A 17,547-nucleotide genomic window follows, 5' to 3' on the forward strand; every position below is an offset into this window, starting at 1 on the left:
GGGCTTTCATGAAACGACGAGGGGAAGTTATGGCACGTTACGATTACCGCTGCACAGGTTGCGGCTCCGTATTCGAAGTCGAGCACGGCATGACCGAGCATCCCGCTATCACCTGCCCGGACTGCGGCAAGCCGGCCGAGAAGGTCTTCAGCGCAAGCGGCATCGAGTTCAAGGGCTCGGGTTTCTACAACACCGATCAGCGCGGAGGCTCATCGAGCACGCCGGCGACGTCCGGCAGCAGTGCGTCCACCGAGAGCTGCGGCTGCGACAACTGCCCGCACAAGGAGAAATAAGAGCCAAAAGCATCCGCGTAACACCGGTATTTTAGGGACAGTCCCCTGAATTTCACTGCAGTGAAATTCAGGGGACTGTCCCTAAAATACCGCTAGATGCGAACGAGACGGGCGCAGAAGTGCCCATCGTAGGCCTGGGGCGCCGGCACGCTCTGGAAGAGGCCGCGCTCGGATTCCCATCGCCTGATGAGGGCCGCCGCGCCCTGAAAGCCCTCTTCATGAAAGATCGCGGCATCGGATACGGGCCTCACGCAAAACCGGCTTCCCTCGGGACCCGCGAGAAACGCATCGATTACCGCGTCGTTTTCCGCCTCAAGCACCGAACAGGTGGCGTAGATGAGCTCGCCGTCGGACTGTACGCGGCCGGAGGCCTGGCGAAGGAGCTCGAGCTGCAGCTCGGGGAGATCCCGCAGGGCCTCCCGTGCGCTCAGCCTCCAGGGAATCTCGGGATGGCGGCGCATGGTCCCCGTGCCCGAGCAGGGCGCATCCACGAATACCGTGTCGAACAGGACGCGTTCGGATGCCCTGCCGTCGATTGCCGCAAGGACCCCATCGAGATCGCGGGCGTCTCCCGCGACCGTCTCTATCCGCTCCATGGCGGCGAGTTCAAGCCGCTCGCGATTCAGCGTGCACTTGCGCTCGTGCAAGTCGAGCGCGACGTGGTCGCGCGCATATCCGGCGCGCGCGGCCTGTGCGGCCATCATGAAGGTCTTGGTCCCTCGCCCGGCGCCGATCTCAAGGCAGGTTCCGGGCCTCGTGGCCGCCGTCGCCACCAGCTGCGCGTTCAGGTCCGACACGACCGCATCGGCGGCATCCAGAATGCCGGATGCCACAAGGCGGGGGCCGTCGACGCCGGCAAGCGCGCCGGGAAGACCGCACGGGTCGCCGCCGATCGCGGGCGTCGTGCGCACGCGCGGGTTCACCTGCACGGCAAGGGGCGCGGCCATAAGCTGCGCATGCGCGAGCTGCGAGGCGCCCTCGGCACCGAGCGACCGGACAAGGGCCTCGCCCAGCCACAGCGGCAGCCCCGCGCGGCGCGCCATCGAAACCAGGGGACGGCGATCCGCATCCACCCCGTCTGCCGCCAGATATCCGGCCGCCGCATCGGCCACGCGCCGAAGCACCGCGTTCGCCAAGCCCGCGGCGCTTTTCGCCTGCGAGCGCACGAGCTCGACACCCTGGCTGACCGCGACCTCGGCAGCGGTTCCGAGATAGACGAGCTCGAACGCCGCTATGCGCAGCGCCGTGCGGACGCGCGCGGAAACCTTCTGGGGCCGTGCGAGGTATGCGTCCAGAAGCTCATCGAGCGCCCCGGTCGTCGCGGTGACGCCGAGCGCGAGCCGCATGGCGAATCCGCGATCGCGTGCATCGAGCTTGCGCGCACGGGGCATGCCGTCGAGCACCTCGCGCACATAGGCGCCGGCGCGCTCGGATTCGACAAGCGCGGCGAGCGCGACCGATCGAGCGGGAGCGAGCCTGCTCACGAGAGCGTCTCCCACGCGCCCTGCTTACCCTGCAGTCCCGCGGCCCACGCCTGGGCGTCCATCGCGCGCTTGCCGTCGGGCTTGACCGACAGGATCTCCAGGGCTCCGTCGGAGCAGCCGACAAAGACGCGCTTCGACGCGACGGCGAAGGACCCCGCCTCGACGCGGGGCGCATCGGGACGCCCGTCGGCGGCCATCAGCACGCGGACGGGCTTGTCGGCGACGACGCACCGCGCGGGCGCCGCATCGGATGAGGCGAGCACGCGCCGCAGATTATCCGTCACCGAGTCGGCGGCATCCAGGCGCAACTCGCTCTTCTCGATCTTCGCGGCATGCGTGACCAGGGATTCGTCCTGCTCGGTCCACACGGCGGTGCCGTCGGCCAGGGCGGGCAGCGTGTCCACCAGAAGATCTCCTCCGAGCTCGGCAAGCTCGGCGGTCAACTCGTCGGCCGTCTTGCCGGCCACCGTGCACGACGCCTGCGCGCAGAAGGCGCCCGTGTCGACGCCGTGGCCGATGCGCATGATGGAGACGCCGGTCTCATCGTCGCCCGCGAGGATGCAGCGCTGGATGGGCGCGGCTCCGCGCCAGCGGGGCAGCAGCGACGCGTGCACGTTCACGCAGCCCAGCGGCGCCATCGTCAAGACCTCGTCGGGCAGGATGCAGCCGTAGGCGGCGACGCAGAACACGTCGGCGTTCGCCCCGCGCAGGGCATCGAGCACCACATCCGTCATGCGCTTCGCCTCGAGCACCGGCAAACCGAGCTCGAGCGCGCAGGACTTGACCGGTGACGGCTCGAGCCGCTTGCCACGGCTGCGCACCGCGTCGGGGCGCGTCAGCACCAGCACCACCTCATGGGCTGCAGCGAGTTTTTTCAAAGCCGGCACCGCAAACGACGGTGTTCCCATAAAGACGACGCGCATGCGCTCTCCCTTCGTCATCACTCAAACCTCGACCGGACGCGGTGCCTGCCTACTCCGTCTGACCGGGCTTGGCCCCGCGGGCAAGCGCCTCCTGATAGTCGTGCATCGCGCTCATGCGCTCGGAGGGGGCAAGGCGCTCGAACATCGTCACGCCGTGCAGGTGGTCGATCTCGTGCTGCAGGCAGACGCACATCAGGTCACCCGACGCCTCGTAGCGCAGCAGGTCGCCGTTCAGGTCGTAGGCCTCGACCACGATGCGGTCGGGACGCTTGATCTCGACGTTGATGCCGGGGATGGACAGGCAGCCCTCCTTGGACGGCACCAGCGTGTCGGACTGCTCGACGATGCGCGGGTTGATCAGAACATACGGGTCGTAATCCCTTTCGGAGGTGTACTCCGTATCGATGACGACGAGCTGGATGAGCTCGCCCACCTGCGGCGCGGCCAGGCCGCATCCGCCGTTGTCGAACATCTGCCGCTTCATCTGCTCGGCGAGGCGCTCGATGTTCGCATCGATTTCCTCGATCTCAGCGCATTCCTGACGAAGACGCGGATCGGGAGACACGACGATGCCGTTGATATCCATGGTTCAAAAACCCTTCTCGTTGCCATGATGTTCTCTTAAACCGTGCTCTATCTTACCCGTTGACGGCGCCCATTCTCATGAAAGCGCACATCTTATCCGCCTGAACGGAGGCGCGCATTGGCCGCTCGGCACATGCGCGCGCCGCCGGGCGCGAACGCATGGCAGGCGGCTACATCATGTCGTACGCGTCGACATCGACGCTGACGTTGATGCCCGGCTTGGCGCCCACCTCGGATAGCGCGGAGGAGATCGCCGACGAGACGTCGAGGCCCACCGGCGACTTGATGATGAAATGGAAGCGGAAGTTGTCCTTCGCGCGCTCGATCACGCAGCTCGTGGGGCCCATGAGAAGCGGTGACATCCCAGATGACGGCATCTGGGGCAGCATCTCGAGATTGCGCGCCGTGATGCGCGCGAGCTCGGACGCATACGAGCGGGCGGCCGCCTCGTTGCGACCCCAGACCAGCACGTTCGTCAGCCTGACGTAGGGCGGGTAGAGCGCCTCGCGCCGCTGCCGGGAGTCGTGCTCCACGAACAGCGCGCGGTCGTGCTTCGCCACCGCCTGGATGACAGGGTCGTTCGGCAGATAGGTCTGGATGATCACGCGCCCGGGGTTGTCGCCGCGCCCGGCGCGACCCGCGACCTGCTCGAGCAGATCGTAGGCGCGTTCCTGGGCCCGGAAGTCCGGCATCTTGAGCGCGTAGTCGGCGATCACCACCCCCACGAGCGTGACCTCCGGAAAGTCCAGACCCTTGGCGATCATCTGCGTTCCGAGCAGCACCGCGCACTCCGCGGCGTCGAACTCCTCGAGCAGCTGCTTGTGCGCGTCTTTGCCCCGCGTGGAGTCCGCATCCATGCGGATGACCTTGACGTCGTCGGGCAACAGCGCCACCAGGGCGTCCTCGACCTGCTGGGTCCCCATGCCCATCTTGGCGAGATAGCGGCTGCCGCACTTGGGGCACGCGCTCCCGGCGGCGGGATACGGACGCACGTGGTAGACCGAGCCGCAGGTATGGCATTCAAGCGTATGGGTCCGCTCATGGTAAGTGAGCGCGGTCGAGCAGTGCTTGCACGTGGGCACGCACCCGCAGTCGCGGCACATCAGAAACGGGGCGAAGCCGCGCCGGTTGTGCAGCAGCACGGCCTTCTCGCGGCGCTCGGCGACTTCGAGCAGGGCCTCGCGCAGAGGGCGCGAGAACACGGAGCGCCCGCCGCCCGAAAACTCGCGGCGCAGGTCGGCGACGATGATATCGGGAAGCTTGGCGCTGCCGGGCCTCTCGGGCATCTCAACGCGCGTCCAGTGCTGACCGAGATGGGAGCCCTGCCGGCAGCGGGCGAGAGCCTCGGCTGAAGGCGTCGCCGAGCCGAGCACGAGCGGAAACCCTCCGAGGCGCGCCATCTGCGCGGCGACCTCGCGCGCATGGTACCGCGGGCTCGAGCCCTGCTTGTAGGACTGCTCGTGCTCCTCGTCGATCACGATGAGGCCGAGATCGCGAAGCGGGCAGAACAGCGCGGAGCGGGCGCCGACGACCACGCGCGCGACCCCGGATCGCACCATATCCCACTGGTCGAGGCGCTCGCCTGCGGACAGGCGGGAATGGAAGACGGCGACCGCCTGTCCGAAACGCGAGCGGAAGCGGCCGACGGTCTGCGCGGTCAGCGAAATCTCGGGCACGAGCACGCACGCGGTGCGGCCCCGAGAAAGCACGCGCTCGATCGCAGACAGGTAGACCTCGGTCTTGCCCGAGCCCGTGACGCCGTCTATCAGCACCACGTCGCCGCAGCCGCCCTGAGCGGCCGCGTCGATCGCGGAAAGCGCGGCCTGCTGGCCCTTCGTGAGCTGCCGGGGCGCCGTACCCTTGGCTGAGGAAAGGGTCGTCGCGTCGTCGATGCCGCGCCACGCCCGCCGCTCGTCGACACGGACCACGCCCTTTTTGGCAAGGGACCGGATGGCGGCGGACAGGTCGGTGTAGAGCAGGTTGAGCTCGCGCGTGGTGACCGGTCCGCACGCGAGGGCCTCCATGAGCTGGCGCTGCCGGGTGGCGGTCTTCGGTGGCACGTAATCTTGTCCTTCGGGCGTCAGCGACACGACGCGCTCGTGCGCCTCGGGCACCGCGGGGCGCTCGAGGGTATACGACCCGTCATCCCTCCTGCGCAGGCGCGGCGTTCCCCCGGGCGGGAGGAACAGCCTGAGGCATTCGGACAGCGGCGCCACGTATTCGCGGCTCATCCAAAACGAGATCTCCGCAAACAGGTCGGAGCAGGCGGGGCCCGCGAGCACGGCGGAGATCGGCTTGATCTTGCGCGGATCGAGCCCGCGCCGTGCACGGCCTGTGCGCGAAGGGTCCTCGGATGCGCGACGGGAAAGCGCATCCGGCGTGACGGCGAGGGCGAGCACGTAGCCGAGAGCCGGCCGATGGTTGAAATCGACGAGCACCGTGCACCCGGGCACCGCGTCGTCGACGAGGTCTGACGGCACCGCATAGGTGAAGGGATCCGACAGGGCACGCGAGGGGATGTCGAGAGCCACCAGCACATATGCCGCGGCGTTCATGCGGCCAGACCCCGCCGCGTCCCCGCGCGACGCAGCGCCCGGCCCCGCGTCGGGAGACGGTTCGGGGCCGGGCGTATTCGGTTCAGACAACAGCGAGAGCTGCTCCGCCATGGCGAAGGCCCGAGGCTACAGTCCGCAGGCGGAGCGCAGCTCGTCCACGCGGTCGCAGCGCTCCCAGGTGAAATCGGGATCCTCGCGACCGAAATGGCCGTAGGCGGCGGTCTTCTCGAAGATGGGACGGCGCAGGTCGAGATCGCGGATGATCGCTCCGGGGCGCAGGTCGAAGGTCGTGCGAACGGCCCGCTCGATGCTCTCGACCGCGACATGCTCGGTGCCGAACGTGTCGATCATGAGGGACAGCGGGTGGGCGACGCCGATCGCGTAGGCGAGCTCGACCTCGCAGCGGTCGGCAAGGCCCGCGGCCACCACGTTCTTAGCGACCCAGCGCGCGGCATAAGCGGCCGAGCGGTCGACCTTGGTGCAGTCCTTGCCCGAGAAGGCGCCGCCGCCGTGGCGACCCATGCCGCCGTAGGTGTCGACGATGATCTTGCGGCCGGTGAGACCGGTATCACCCATGGGACCGCCCACCACGAAGCGGCCGGTGGGATTCACGTAGATGGTCGCGTCGTTCCAGGCGATGCCCTCCCCGTCCATGACCGGGGCGATGACGTGCTCGATGAGGTCGGCCTTGATGGACTCCATCGACTCGACCTCAGGCGCGTGCTGCGTCGAGACGACGATGGTCTCGACGGCGACCGGCTTGCCGTCCTCATAGCGGACGGTCACCTGGGTCTTGCCGTCGGGGCGCAGATACGGCAGCGTGCCGTCGTGGCGGACGGCAGCAAGGCGCTCGGCCAGGCGGCTCGCGAGATAATGCGGCATGGGCATGAGCGTCGAGGTCTCCCTCGATGCGTAGCCGAACATCATGCCCTGGTCTCCCGCGCCGATCAGGTCGAGCGGGTCCGCGGCGCCGTGCTGGGCGTTGAACGACTGGTCGACGCCCTGGGCGATATCGGGGCTCTGCTCGTGGATCATGTTGATGACGCCGCAGGTCTCGGAGTCGAATCCGAACTTGGCGCGCGTGTAGCCGATGCGCTCGATGACGCGGCGGGCGATCTTCTGGACATCGACGTACGCCTGGCAGCGGATCTCGCCGCTCACGACGACCGTTCCGGTCGTCACCAGGGTCTCGCATGCGCAGCGCACGTGCTCGAGCTTGGCCGGAACCCCCTTGTGGTCCACGTATCCCTGGCTTTCGAGCTTTGCCTCCTTGGCGAGGATGGCGTCGAGAACCGCGTCGGAGATCTGGTCGGCGATCTTATCGGGATGTCCCTCCGTGACGGACTCGGAGGTAAACACGAAGCTGCGCGGTTCCTGGTTGGAACGAATCTGATCTGGCATGGCGCCCCTTTCATCGGCCCATCCGGCGACCGTTACCATTCCGCCGGATTCAAACGTCACGCCATTGTATACCCCGCCGCCAGACTCGACCCGCCACCATAAAATGCATACGCGGTTGGAACGTTTTGGACCGGGGCCGATTTCCCCGTTCCGGCTGGCTACGCCGGCACGGGGAAATCAACCCCGTCCCATGCTGTATCAGGAAAGCAATTGGACAGCGTTTCCTGAGGGGAAATGTTGGCCAACGACGCCGTCCTCCCTTCCGTTGCACCAGAGGACCCCGGATGCCGCCCTCCCAAACGAAAGTGGCTAGAAATTTCTGTTTTGCTGTAAGCTGGCCGCGGCGGAGATGTCCGGATGAGTCGTCTTGACGGTATTGGCCGGTCATGAAGTCGGTTTCCGAACCCTCAAGCCCTCGAAACGGACGCCTTCAGGGAGAAATCAGTGCCGGCGGCGGGCTTCCAACCCATCCGCTCCGATCCGGTAACAGCAAAACAGAAATTTCTAGCCACTTTCCCCGAGAGGGCAACATCGGCGGGAGCCGATAACACAAAACGGCCCGTTATGTGTCATCTCGGAGCCTCTGCGCTTCTCGAACGACGCGGCGGCGCGTTCGCGCGGGCGCGCCGCCGCGTGCAGCGATGGATGAATCAGCGGTTTCCTAGGCGATCTCGATGAAGGCGACGCTTTCCGGCGCCATGATCAGCGCGGCGTCCTCAAGGCGAGCAGGGTCGCCGTGGGCGTAGAGAAGACGCTGGAACTCGTATGGGCACGGGCAGCTCACGGGACGCATCGCGGGGTTCAAGGCGACGAGCACGCGCTGCTCCCCCTCCCCTCGCAAGTACACGAGCGGATATGCGTCCGGCTCGCAATAGACGAACTCGATGGGCGAGCAGGCGCACAAAGCCGGCGTCGCCAGGCGAAGCTCGATCAGGCGATGGACTTCGCTCCAAAGCGACGTGTCGTCGGCCATCTGGGCCGCCGCCGTGGGCGCATCGGCCTCCCGATCCTGGCGGACGTACAGCCTGTCCGCCGGAGCCGACGAGAACCCGAAGTTCGCGCCGGCGTCCCACTGCATGGGCGAACGGGCGCCGGTGCGCTCATAGCCGCCCTCGACCGAGGTCACGTCGAGCTGGCGCATCCCGATCTCGTCGCCGTAGTACACAAACGGCGCGCCCGGCATCGACAGCATGAAGGCGAAGTAGATCTTCATCTCCTCGGGGTCGAGATAGCGGCGGAGCCGCTGCATGTCATGGTTGCCCGACGGAATGCACATGAGGCCCCGCCCGGAGGTGCGCTCCATGTTGTCGCGATAGGTAGCCACGAACCGGAAGGCGTCGCCTTTCCCCTCGCGCGAGAAGAACGGATGCTCGCAGCGCATGAGATCCATGTAGTGCGACATGCCGAACTGGAGCAGGAAGTCCATGTGGAAGCCCGCGCGCAGCGTCTTGTCGGGCTCGCCCCATTCGGAGACCAGGACCGCGTCGGGATAGCGCGCGTCCAGAAAGGCCCGCATATCCTGCCACAGCTTGATGGTCTCCTCCTGGCCCGGATCGTTTTTGACCAGCGATCCGGCCATGTCGACGCGGAACCCGTCGCAGCCGCGATCGAGCCAAAACGCCATGACGTCCTTCATGGCCTGGCGAGTCGCCAGCGCCTCGGGAGAGTCGACGGCGCTCTGCCAGGCCTCGGTGACCTGGGCGAACCCATAGTTCAGCGCCGGCTGGAACGCGAAGAAGTTCACGGCGACCGCGCCGTTGCGCTCGGCGATGCCGCGCAGGACGCCGTTCACGCCCGGCACGCTCGACACGGGCGTCCACACGTCGTCGGTCCACACGTATCGACCGGTGAACTCGTTGTGATCGGCACGCTGGGACGCCTTGAACCACGGGTGCTCGATGGACGTGTGCCCCGGCACGAGATCCAGCAGGACGTGCATGCCGCGCGCATGGGCCTCGTCGAACAGGCGCACGAGGTCCTCGTTCGTGCCGTAGCGCGGAGCCACCGTGAAGTAGTCGGCCACGTCGTAGCCAGCGTCCCCGAACGGGGAGTCGAAGCACGGGTTCAGCCACAAGGCGTTGCACCCGAGCCGCTTGATGTAGTCGAGCTTTGCGATGATACCCGGGATGTCGCCGATGCCGTCGGCGTTCGTATCGTTGAAGCTCTGCGGATAGATCTCGTAGAACACGCTGGTGTCGAGCCAGTTTGCCATAAGCCTGCCCCCTTATCCGACCGCGAGCCGCGCGCTCGCAGGTATCTCAAGTATAGCGCATACGGCATCTTGTCCGAACATGTTGAGGCAAGCGTTTCGATAGGAGCGACGAGGAGGCGCCGGCATGACGGCCGATGCCGAGCTGCCCCCCGGGAGCGCTTTTCGCGCGCGCTCCGAGGCGCCGTCCGAATCGACGGTACGCATAGGGCACGCCACCTCGCCGAAAGTACGGCATAGGCACGTTTTTCACCCGGAAGCGTGACCATACCGTACCGTCGACGAGCCGGCGTGACCAGAGCGTACCGTCGATCACCCGCCAGCGCCGATCCGCGCGGGCGCTACGAGGCGAAGACGCGCTCGGGACGCACCTGCCGGCGAAGTACTAGGAATGCGCAGCTGGCAAGTGCGGCGAGGGCCAACAGCACGACCAGGCAGAGGGCCGCCTGCGCGACGCCGCGCACCGACCCGGCAAGAACGCTGCGCAGCGCCTGCGACAGCAGCGGCAGCGGCAAGATGTCTCCCAGAACGGAAAAGACGCCCTCAGACAGCGATGCCGGAAGGATCCCTCCCGCACAGACCGCCTGCACGACGAGCAACGCGACGGATGCCGGAACGAACCAGCGGCCGCACACCAGCCGCAGCGCTTGCGCGAGCCCGGCGAAGGCCAAGGCGCCCAGCGCCAGCAGGCCGACGAGCCCAGCAGGATTCGACGCCTCGACGCCGGTGACGGCCAGGGCGCCGAAGACGAGCAGCGCCTGGAGAAGGGAGGCCCCCGCGTAGCCCGCACCGCACGCAAGCGCGCCGAGGACCGACCTGCCCGAGGCGGCCGCGCGCACGTCGCACGCCGGCAGCAGGCAGCCGATGATGATCGAACCGATCCACAGTGCCGCTGCGGCGAGCGCGGGGGCAACCGCCGCCTCGGACGTAACGGGGGCGACGCGGCTCGACGTGAACGAAACGGGGCTCGACGCCACCTCGGCGCGATCCGCCCGCTCCGCGGCGATGCTCCCAAGCGACTCCCCCGCCGCCGCCATGCTGTCCGTGATCTGCCCTGATGCATCCTTCAGCTGGACGGCGCCGTCTCCGAGCTGGCTTGTCGCCGTCGCCATGGCGGATATGCCCTGGCCGAGACCGTCGGTCCCCGCGGCGACTCCCTCGAGCGCGCTCGCGAGCGCCGTGTTGCCGGCGGCGAGCTGCCCCGTCGCCTCGGCAAGCGGCGCCATGGCCTCCCCGAGCGCCTGCGCCCCGGTCGCGATGCCGGTCACGCCAGCTCCCAAGGCACCGTCGGATGACAGCTGGCCCGCTATCGCCGAGATGCCCTGGCCGAGCGACGTCGTCGTCTCCGCAAGGCCGGGGACATGCTCGCCCGAACCGGGAACGTCGGTGCCGGCGAGCGCAGCCTGCGCGGCGCCCATGCTCATGGCGATATCCGATGCCGCGGAGGCTGCCTGGCCCGTCGCCTCGCCCAAGCCCTGGACAGGCTCCGCAACCGCGCCCGCCGTCTGCTCGAGGGCCTGCGACGCCTCATCGAGCGCGGGCTGCGCCTGTGCGACGGCGTCCAGCCCCTCAGATGCGCGGTCGCCCGATTGCGCGAGCTCACCGGCGGAGCTCGCAGCGGCATCCAGCCGCGCCCTCAGCTCAGCGCGGGCGGACGAGAGCTGCTGGAGCTCGTCGTCGAGGGCGGCGAGCTGGGCGGCCCGCTCCTCGGCGGAAAGCTCGCCGTCGGCCGCAAGGGCGTAAAGCTGCTGGGTGGTCTCATCGGAGCGCGCGTCGAGCGCGGAGAGCTGCTGAGCGATTCCGGGCGCGGCGGCGTCCTCGGAGGACAGCGTGCCGGACAGCGCATGCGCGCCCTGCGCAAGCGAGCCGACCTCCTCGACGGCGGACGTCGCGGCGGAGGCGGCGGACGCGACCGCGTCTGCCGCGCCATCGAGCGACGTCGTCGCACCGGAGAGCGCCTGGGTCAGCGCCAGGCCCTCGGTGGCGATCTGCTTTCCGGCCAGCCCGAGCTCGGATACCGAGTCCATACCCGAGCCCAGCGTATCGGAGAGGGAGGAGAGCGCGGAGCCGACCTGCTCCACGCCCGAGCCCATGGTCTGGGTCGTCTCGGAGATCGTGTCGAGACCCGACACGAGCGCCTCGGCGCCCTGAGCCAGCGGGGCTGCCGCCTGGTCGCTGATCGCGGCAAGGCCCTGGCCCAAGGCCGCGGCGCCCGACCCCGCGGCCGCCACGCCGTCGGCGATCTGCCCCAGACCGCTGCCGAGCTGGTCTGCACCGGATGCCGTCTGCTCAAGCCCCGACGCGATGGCGTCGGCCCCCTGCTCAAGCGCGTCGTAGCCCGCGTCGAGCATGACGGATCCGTCCGAGGTGAGCGTCAGGCGGGATGCCTGGCTCTGGACGTCGTTGAGGACCGAGAGCAGGTAGTCCTCCCCCAGATCGGAGCGCAGGCGGGCCTGGACCTGCTGGAGCGCCGCAGAGCCCGCGCGCGTCGCCAAGACGTTCTCGCTTCCCGTCGACACGATCTCGACGGTCGCCTTGGTCGGGCTCGAGCCCGACAGGCTCGCCACGCACTCGGAGTAATCTTCGGGGATCTTGAGCGCGAGCGCATAGGTTCCGTCGGCAAGGCCGTCATCGGCAGCCTGCTCGTCGACGACGCTCCAGGCGAGCGTCGAGGTGTCCTCGAGCTGGTCGACCAGATCCTCGCCGGCGCGCACCATGGCCCCGTCCTCGTTTCGTGCCCCTTCGTCGAGATTCACGACCGCCACCGGCACGCGCTCGGAGTCGCCGAGTGAAGGCGCCAGGGCACAGACGAGCACCGCGGCCGCAAGCGCCGGCGCGATAAGCGCCACGACCAACGCGGCGGCACGATGCGAGCGCAGCTGCGCCCGGGCGGCGGAGACAAACGAATCTATCAGATGGCTCACCTGGCATCTCCCTCTTTCTCGGCCTGAGCCCCTTCAAGCAACGAGGCGGCGCGCTCCAGCCCCTCTTTCGAGGCGATGTCGAGCGCGCAGCGGGAATCGGCGGACAGCGCGGCGCGGAGCTCCTGCGTGGCGACCACGACGCACACGCCGCGATCGCCCGCGACCGACCGAGCGCCGTCGACGACCGCGCAGGCATCGTCGGCCGAGAGCCCCTCCACGAAGGCGTCGCCCAGGTCTATCGCGGCCACCTTCACGCCGCCGGCGCACGCAAGGGCGGCAGACAGGCGCGCCCGATACAGCGGGGCCAGCTGGGACGCCCGCTGGTCGGCGTGCGTGGCGAGATGGTGCATGGCGAGATACTCCAAAGGGGGCTCCGCGATGCCGCGCGCCCGCTCGGCGCGCAGCCGCAGCTCGCGCACCACGGCCTCCTCGACCGTCAGCTCCCGATCGATGTCGAACAGGCCGCTGAACACGCCGACGCCCGCATACCCGCGCGGCAGGCGCGGCCCGCGGGAGATGCGATGCTGCGCGCCCGACGAACGGGCGAGCTCGATGCCGCCGACCGACAGGGATCCGGCCGTGGGCCTCACGAAGCCGGCGCAGGCCAGGGCGAGATCGCGCGCAGGCGCCCTGTCGCTTGACAGAAGGGCGACGACCTCCCCTTCCCTGCCGACAAACGAGGCGAATTCGAACGAGCGGTAACCGCGCGCGCCGTAGGTCGCGTCGCGCGCGACGATCACGGGCCCGCCGGGCTCGACAGCGGACTCAGCGGGCGCGCCCGTCGCGACGAGCCCGGAATCCTGAGAAGCGATCAAAGACGAAGCTGGAAGCACGCGTCCTCCCATGAATCTGTTCTGCAAGCGTCCGCCAGGACGCAACGATGTTTATTTTCACTTCTATACCCGCAAACGAACGCGGCAACCGTAAACCTTGCTCCCGCTTGCCATATAATGCAGCACGTTACCGAGAATCCCTACCACAAGGAGCACATCCATGAGCTCAAACGTCCGCGTGCGCTTTGCGCCCTCGCCCACCGGCAAGCTGCATATCGGCGGCGCCCGCACGGCAATCTACAACTGGGCGTTCGCGCGCGCCAACGGGGGCACGTTCATCCTCCGCATCGACGACACCGATCCCACCCGCTCCACCGCGGAGAACACGCAGGTCATCCTGCGCGCCATGCGCTGGCTCGGGCTCGATTGGGACGAGGGCCCCGAGGTCGGCGGCGACTTCGGGCCGTACGCCCAGACCGAGCGCCTCGACCTGTACCGCGAGGCCGCCGAGCGTCTGCTCTCCGAGGGCAAGGCGTACCCCTGTTTCTGCACGCCCGAGCAGCTCGAAGCCGATCGCAAGGCCGCCCAGGAGCGCAAGGACCCCTTCCAGGGCTACCAGCGCCGCTGCCGCAACATCCCCGCCGACGAGGCCCGCGCGCGCATGGAGGCGGGCGAGCCCTACACACTGCGCATCAAGGTTCCCGAGGACCGCGGCGACGTCGTCATCGACGATGCCGTCCACGGAAAGGTCGTCTTCGACGCCAAGGAGCTGGATGACTTCGTGATCTTCCGCTCCGACGGAACGCCGACCTACAACTTCGCCACCGTCGTCGACGACGCGCTCATGGGCATCACCCATGTCATCCGTGGCGACGACCACCTCTCCAACACCCCGCGCCAGGTGATGGTCTACGAGGCGCTCGGCGCCCCCGTGCCCACGTTCGCCCACATCTCCATGATTCTCGGCGCCGACGGCAAGAAGCTCTCCAAGCGCCACGGCGCGACGTCGGTCGAGGAGTACCGCGACGCCGGCTACCTGTCCGACGCGTTCGTCAACTATCTCGCCCTGCTCGGCTGGTCGCTCGATGGCGAGACCACCGTCATCCCGCGCGACGTGCTCGCCCGCGAGTTCTCGCTCGAGCGCATCTCCAAGAACCCCGCGACGTTCGACCCCAAGAAGCTCGATTGGATGAACGCCGAGTACATCAACGCCATGGACGACGCCTCGTTCATCGACCAGATCCTGCTGCCCCAGCTTGAGGCCGCCGGCAAGCCCGCCTCGCGCGCCGCGCACCCCGATGCCTGGTGGAACCTGCTGGCCAGCATCGTTCGCCCGCGCACCAAGATGCCCGCGGACTCCGTCGAGGTGTCCGCGCCGGTCTTCGCGACCGCCAAGACCCTCGTCTACGACGAGAAGTCGGTCAACAAGGGCCTCGCCAAGGAGGGCATGGGCCGCATCCTCGACGCGGCGCGCGTCGCCCTCGGCACGCTTGCCGCCGACGATTGGACCGCGGAGAACATCGACGCCGCGCTCGAGCCGCTGCCCGAGGCGCTCGACCTCAAGAAGCGCATCGTGTTCCAGGCCGTCCGCGTCGCCGAGTGCGGCAACATGGTGAGCCCGCCGCTCGGGGAGACCATGCAGCTCATCGGCCGCGACGACTGCATGGCGCGCATCGACCGCGCAAAGGGCATGGCGCTATAAGTTGCGCCGCCGCCGAGCCGCAGGCCCGGAGTTTTAGGGACAGTCCCTTTTGGTTCATGAGGGCGCAAGCGCACCCTCATGAACCAAAAGGGACTGTCCCTAAAACTCCGGGCCTGCGCTACGACTCGGTACCCGACGACGTCGACACGACGTCGCCCTGCCGTATCGCGACGCACGTCTCGATGGCGATCGTCAGCGCCTCGACCATCGTGTCGACGGGCATGCTCGGAAGATCGCTTCCGCCCCGCTCCACCTGCTCGGGGGCAAAAGGGACGTGGATGAACCCGGCGCGCATCCGCGGATACGCCGTGGCCGCAGCGTGAAGCGCCGTGTAGAGCACCTCGTTGCAGCAAAAGGTCCCCGCGGAATACGACACGGACGCGGGCACGCCCCTCTCGCGCATGCGTGCGACCATGGCGTGCACCGGCAGGGTCGTGAAGTATGCCGCTGGCCCGCCCTCGACGACCGGGATTCCCGCGGGGCGCGCGCCCTCGTTGTCCGGGATCCTCGCAAGCATGTAGTTGATGCCCACGAACTCGGGCGTCACCTGCGCGCGACCGCCCGCCTGGCCCACGCACAGGCACACGTCGGGATCGTGCCGCCCGATCTCTTGGACCAGGACCTCCCCGTCCCGACCGAACGCGACGGGCAGCGTCACGCGTGAGATGTCGGCGCCCTCCACGCGCAACGGAAGGCGACCGACCGCCTCCTGCGCGGGATTCATCGTCTGGCCGCCGAACGACTCGAACGCCGTCACCAAGATCTTCATCTTCCATCACCTCTCCTTCTGACAGTATGGGAACGGGACGCCCGTTTTCAAAGCGTTTGATAAGGGAATTATTAGGGCTTTGAAAAAACTTCGCGCATTATCTCCGCTCCATGAAAACTTCTATTCACTTACGGCAGCCGAGGCGGGACAATAGGGCAATGATTACGAACGATAACCGTTAACCGTGGGAGCGATCATGGCATCCAAACCTCAGACCCTGGCCACCACATCGGCGTTCGAGATTCTCGGCCCCATCATGGTGGGGCCGTCCTCCTCGCATACCGCAGGTGCGCTGCGCTGCGGAAACGTCGCCTCGTCTCTTCTTGAGGGCACGATCCGGCGCGTCCGGTTCACGCTGTGGAACAGCTTTGCCCACACCTACCGCGGCCACGGAACCGATCGCGCCCTCGTGGCCGGCATCCTCGGCCTCTCCTGCGACGACGAGCGCATCCGCAACGCGTTCCAGCTCGCCGACGAGCGCAACCTCGCCTACGAGTTCGTGGTCGGCGGGGACGATTCGAGCCTGCATCCCAACACCGTCGACATCGACATGTGGGACGACCGCGGTACCCACGTCACCGTGCGCGGCGAGAGCCTCGGCGGGGGCCGCATGCGCATCACCCGCATCAACGGCGTGGGCGTCGACATCTCGGGCGCGTACAGCACGCTGTTCGTCGCCCATCGCGACGTCCCCGGAGCCCTTGCAGCCCTGACGAGCCTGCTTGCCGACGCGCAGGTCAACATCGCGTTCTGCCGCACCTACCGCACCGAGGCGGGTGGGAAGGCCTACTCGGTCTTCGAGACCGATGGCGCGCCGGGAGAAGGGGTCCTGCCGCGCGTGCGCGAACTCGACGCCGTCAACTACGCGACCTTCATCGAGCTTCCCGGATCCGCCTCCGCGCTCGCCCCCGGCGTCTCCACACCCGAGCTGTTCGACGACGGTGAGCAGTTGCTCGCGGCGTGCAAGGAGATGAGCATGAACATCGGCGCGGTCATGGCCGTGCGCGAGGCGAACCTGATCGGCGAGGACCGTGCGGTCGCCTCGATGCGCCGCGTGCTCGCCATCATGCGCGAGGAGACGACCGCGCCGATCCGCCGGCCCCAGCGCTCCCTGGGCGGCTTCATCGGCGGCGAGGCGCACAACGTTGCCTTAAACGGCGTCGGCCGCCTGTCTTCCGCGCTCATGGGCGAGGTGCAGACCATGGCGGTTGCGCGCGCGATGGCCGTGCTCGAGCGCAGCGCGTCCATGGGTGTCATCGTCGCCGCCCCGACCGCGGGCTCGGCGGGCGTCGTCCCGGGTTGCGTACTGGCCGCCGCGGAGCACCTCGGTCTCGACGACAACCAGATCATGGATGCGCTGTTCTGCGCCGCCGCCATCGGGCTCAACCTTTCGACCGCCGCGTGCGTGGCCGGCGCGGAGGGCGGGTGCCAAGCGGAGGTCGGAAGCGCTGCGGCCATGGCGGCCGCGGCCCTCGTCCAGATGCTCGGCGGCTCCCCCACCTGCGCGCTCGATGCGGCGTCCATCGCCTTGTCCAACCTGCTCGGCCTAGTGTGCGACCCGGTCGGAGGCCTCGTCGAGGTCCCCTGCCAGAACCGCAACGCCATCGGGGTCGCCGCCGCGTTCTCGGCTGCCCAGCTCGCGCTGTCCGGCATCAGGAGCTTCGTACCCTTCGACGAGATGACGAAGGTCATGCTCGCCGTGGGCCACGCACTTCCCGCAAGCCTGCGCGAGACCGCCAAGGGCGGCATCGCCGTCGCCCCGAGCGCGCTCGAGGCCTGCCGCAGGTGCGGCATCTGCGGATAGGATCCCTGAAGACCGGCCGCTCGCGCTCAGCCGTCTTGCCCTACACCCCCTCGAACATGACGGAGGCAGGGGTCAATGACACAAAATGGGCGAAATGGCACGCTATAAGGGGTTTATAAGGGCTC

Annotated in this window: 12 protein-coding genes; 3 read left to right on the forward strand and 9 right to left on the reverse strand. The window is 68.0% G+C overall.

Annotated features, from left to right (window positions below; all coding sequences use genetic code 11):
• The first annotated feature begins 29 nt into the window (after positions 1 to 29).
• Complete coding sequence (locus QVN30_RS07315; protein ID WP_066832478.1) at positions 30 to 293, forward strand: FmdB family zinc ribbon protein; 264 nt, start codon at positions 30 to 32, stop codon at positions 291 to 293.
• A gap of 92 nt (positions 294 to 385) precedes the next feature.
• On the opposite strand, the gene QVN30_RS07320 is transcribed toward QVN30_RS07315, so the two are convergent.
• The 8 genes from QVN30_RS07320 to QVN30_RS07355 all read right to left on the reverse strand — a co-directional run bounded on the left by QVN30_RS07320 (position 386) and on the right by QVN30_RS07355 (position 13,234).
• Positions 386 to 1,792 (reverse strand): RsmB/NOP family class I SAM-dependent RNA methyltransferase, encoded by a 1,407-nt coding sequence (locus QVN30_RS07320; RefSeq protein WP_289835930.1) that lies wholly within the window; start codon positions 1,790 to 1,792, stop codon positions 386 to 388.
• Positions 1,774 to 2,700 (reverse strand): methionyl-tRNA formyltransferase, encoded by a 927-nt coding sequence (gene fmt, locus QVN30_RS07325; protein WP_289835931.1) that lies wholly within the window; start codon positions 2,698 to 2,700, stop codon positions 1,774 to 1,776. Before fmt ends, QVN30_RS07320 begins: the two co-directional genes overlap by 19 nt.
• A gap of 49 nt (positions 2,701 to 2,749) precedes the next feature.
• Positions 2,750 to 3,286, reverse strand: a complete 537-nt coding sequence (gene def / locus QVN30_RS07330; protein ID WP_066832484.1) for a peptide deformylase — start codon at positions 3,284 to 3,286, stop codon at positions 2,750 to 2,752.
• 169 nt (positions 3,287 to 3,455) lie between these two features.
• A complete protein-coding gene (gene priA, locus QVN30_RS07335) occupies positions 3,456 to 5,951 on the reverse strand; it encodes a replication restart helicase PriA (protein ID WP_435051632.1) in 2,496 nt (831 codons plus the stop codon).
• A gap of 15 nt (positions 5,952 to 5,966) precedes the next feature.
• On the reverse strand, positions 5,967 to 7,241 hold the full coding sequence (gene metK, locus QVN30_RS07340) for a methionine adenosyltransferase (protein WP_289835932.1): 1,275 nt from the start codon (positions 7,239 to 7,241) through the stop codon (positions 5,967 to 5,969).
• Positions 7,242 to 7,902: 661 nt separating this feature from the next.
• Positions 7,903 to 9,453 (reverse strand): alpha-amylase family glycosyl hydrolase, encoded by a 1,551-nt coding sequence (locus QVN30_RS07345; RefSeq protein WP_289835934.1) that lies wholly within the window; start codon positions 9,451 to 9,453, stop codon positions 7,903 to 7,905.
• Positions 9,454 to 9,791: 338 nt separating this feature from the next.
• Positions 9,792 to 12,374, reverse strand: a complete 2,583-nt coding sequence (locus QVN30_RS07350; RefSeq protein ID WP_289835936.1) for a YhgE/Pip family protein — start codon at positions 12,372 to 12,374, stop codon at positions 9,792 to 9,794.
• Positions 12,371 to 13,234: a hypothetical protein gene (locus QVN30_RS07355; RefSeq protein WP_289835937.1), complete on the reverse strand. Its 864-nt coding sequence runs from the start codon at positions 13,232 to 13,234 to the stop codon at positions 12,371 to 12,373. The genes QVN30_RS07350 and QVN30_RS07355 overlap by 4 nt, the downstream gene beginning before the upstream one ends.
• A 133-nt stretch (positions 13,235 to 13,367) precedes the next feature.
• Here QVN30_RS07355 and gltX point away from each other — a divergent pair, with 133 nt between their 5' ends.
• Entirely contained in the window at positions 13,368 to 14,849 is a 1,482-nt protein-coding gene (gltX, locus tag QVN30_RS07360; RefSeq protein WP_289835939.1) for a glutamate--tRNA ligase, read from the forward strand.
• A 118-nt stretch (positions 14,850 to 14,967) separates the two neighbouring features.
• On the opposite strand, the gene pcp is transcribed toward gltX, so the two are convergent.
• On the reverse strand, positions 14,968 to 15,618 hold the full coding sequence (pcp, locus tag QVN30_RS07365; protein WP_289835940.1) for a pyroglutamyl-peptidase I: 651 nt from the start codon (positions 15,616 to 15,618) through the stop codon (positions 14,968 to 14,970).
• 196 nt (positions 15,619 to 15,814) lie between these two features.
• Here pcp and sdaAB point away from each other — a divergent pair, with 196 nt between their 5' ends.
• Entirely contained in the window at positions 15,815 to 17,422 is a 1,608-nt protein-coding gene (sdaAB, locus tag QVN30_RS07370; protein ID WP_066832508.1) for an L-serine ammonia-lyase, iron-sulfur-dependent subunit beta, read from the forward strand.
• The last annotated feature ends 125 nt before the right edge of the window (positions 17,423 to 17,547 follow it).

This window comes from Collinsella ihumii, from assembly GCF_030385545.1.
In the GTDB taxonomy this organism is placed as follows: domain Bacteria; phylum Actinomycetota; class Coriobacteriia; order Coriobacteriales; family Coriobacteriaceae; genus Collinsella; species Collinsella ihumii.

Coding starts and splice junctions, on each gene's coding strand:
- metK (WP_289835932.1), bottom strand. CDS start 7,241: ATGCCAGATCAGATTCGTTCCAACCAGGAACCGCGCAGCTTCGTGTTT.
- QVN30_RS07345 (WP_289835934.1), bottom strand. CDS start 9,453: ATGGCAAACTGGCTCGACACCAGCGTGTTCTACGAGATCTATCCGCAG.
- fmt (WP_289835931.1), bottom strand. CDS start 2,700: ATGCGCGTCGTCTTTATGGGAACACCGTCGTTTGCGGTGCCGGCTTTG.
- pcp (WP_289835940.1), bottom strand. CDS start 15,618: ATGAAGATCTTGGTGACGGCGTTCGAGTCGTTCGGCGGCCAGACGATG.
- QVN30_RS07315 (WP_066832478.1), top strand. CDS start 30: ATGGCACGTTACGATTACCGCTGCACAGGTTGCGGCTCCGTATTCGAA.
- sdaAB (WP_066832508.1), top strand. CDS start 15,815: ATGGCATCCAAACCTCAGACCCTGGCCACCACATCGGCGTTCGAGATT.
- def (WP_066832484.1), bottom strand. CDS start 3,286: ATGGATATCAACGGCATCGTCGTGTCTCCCGATCCGCGTCTTCGTCAG.
- priA (WP_435051632.1), bottom strand. CDS start 5,951: ATGGCGGAGCAGCTCTCGCTGTTGTCTGAACCGAATACGCCCGGCCCC.
- gltX (WP_289835939.1), top strand. CDS start 13,368: ATGAGCTCAAACGTCCGCGTGCGCTTTGCGCCCTCGCCCACCGGCAAG.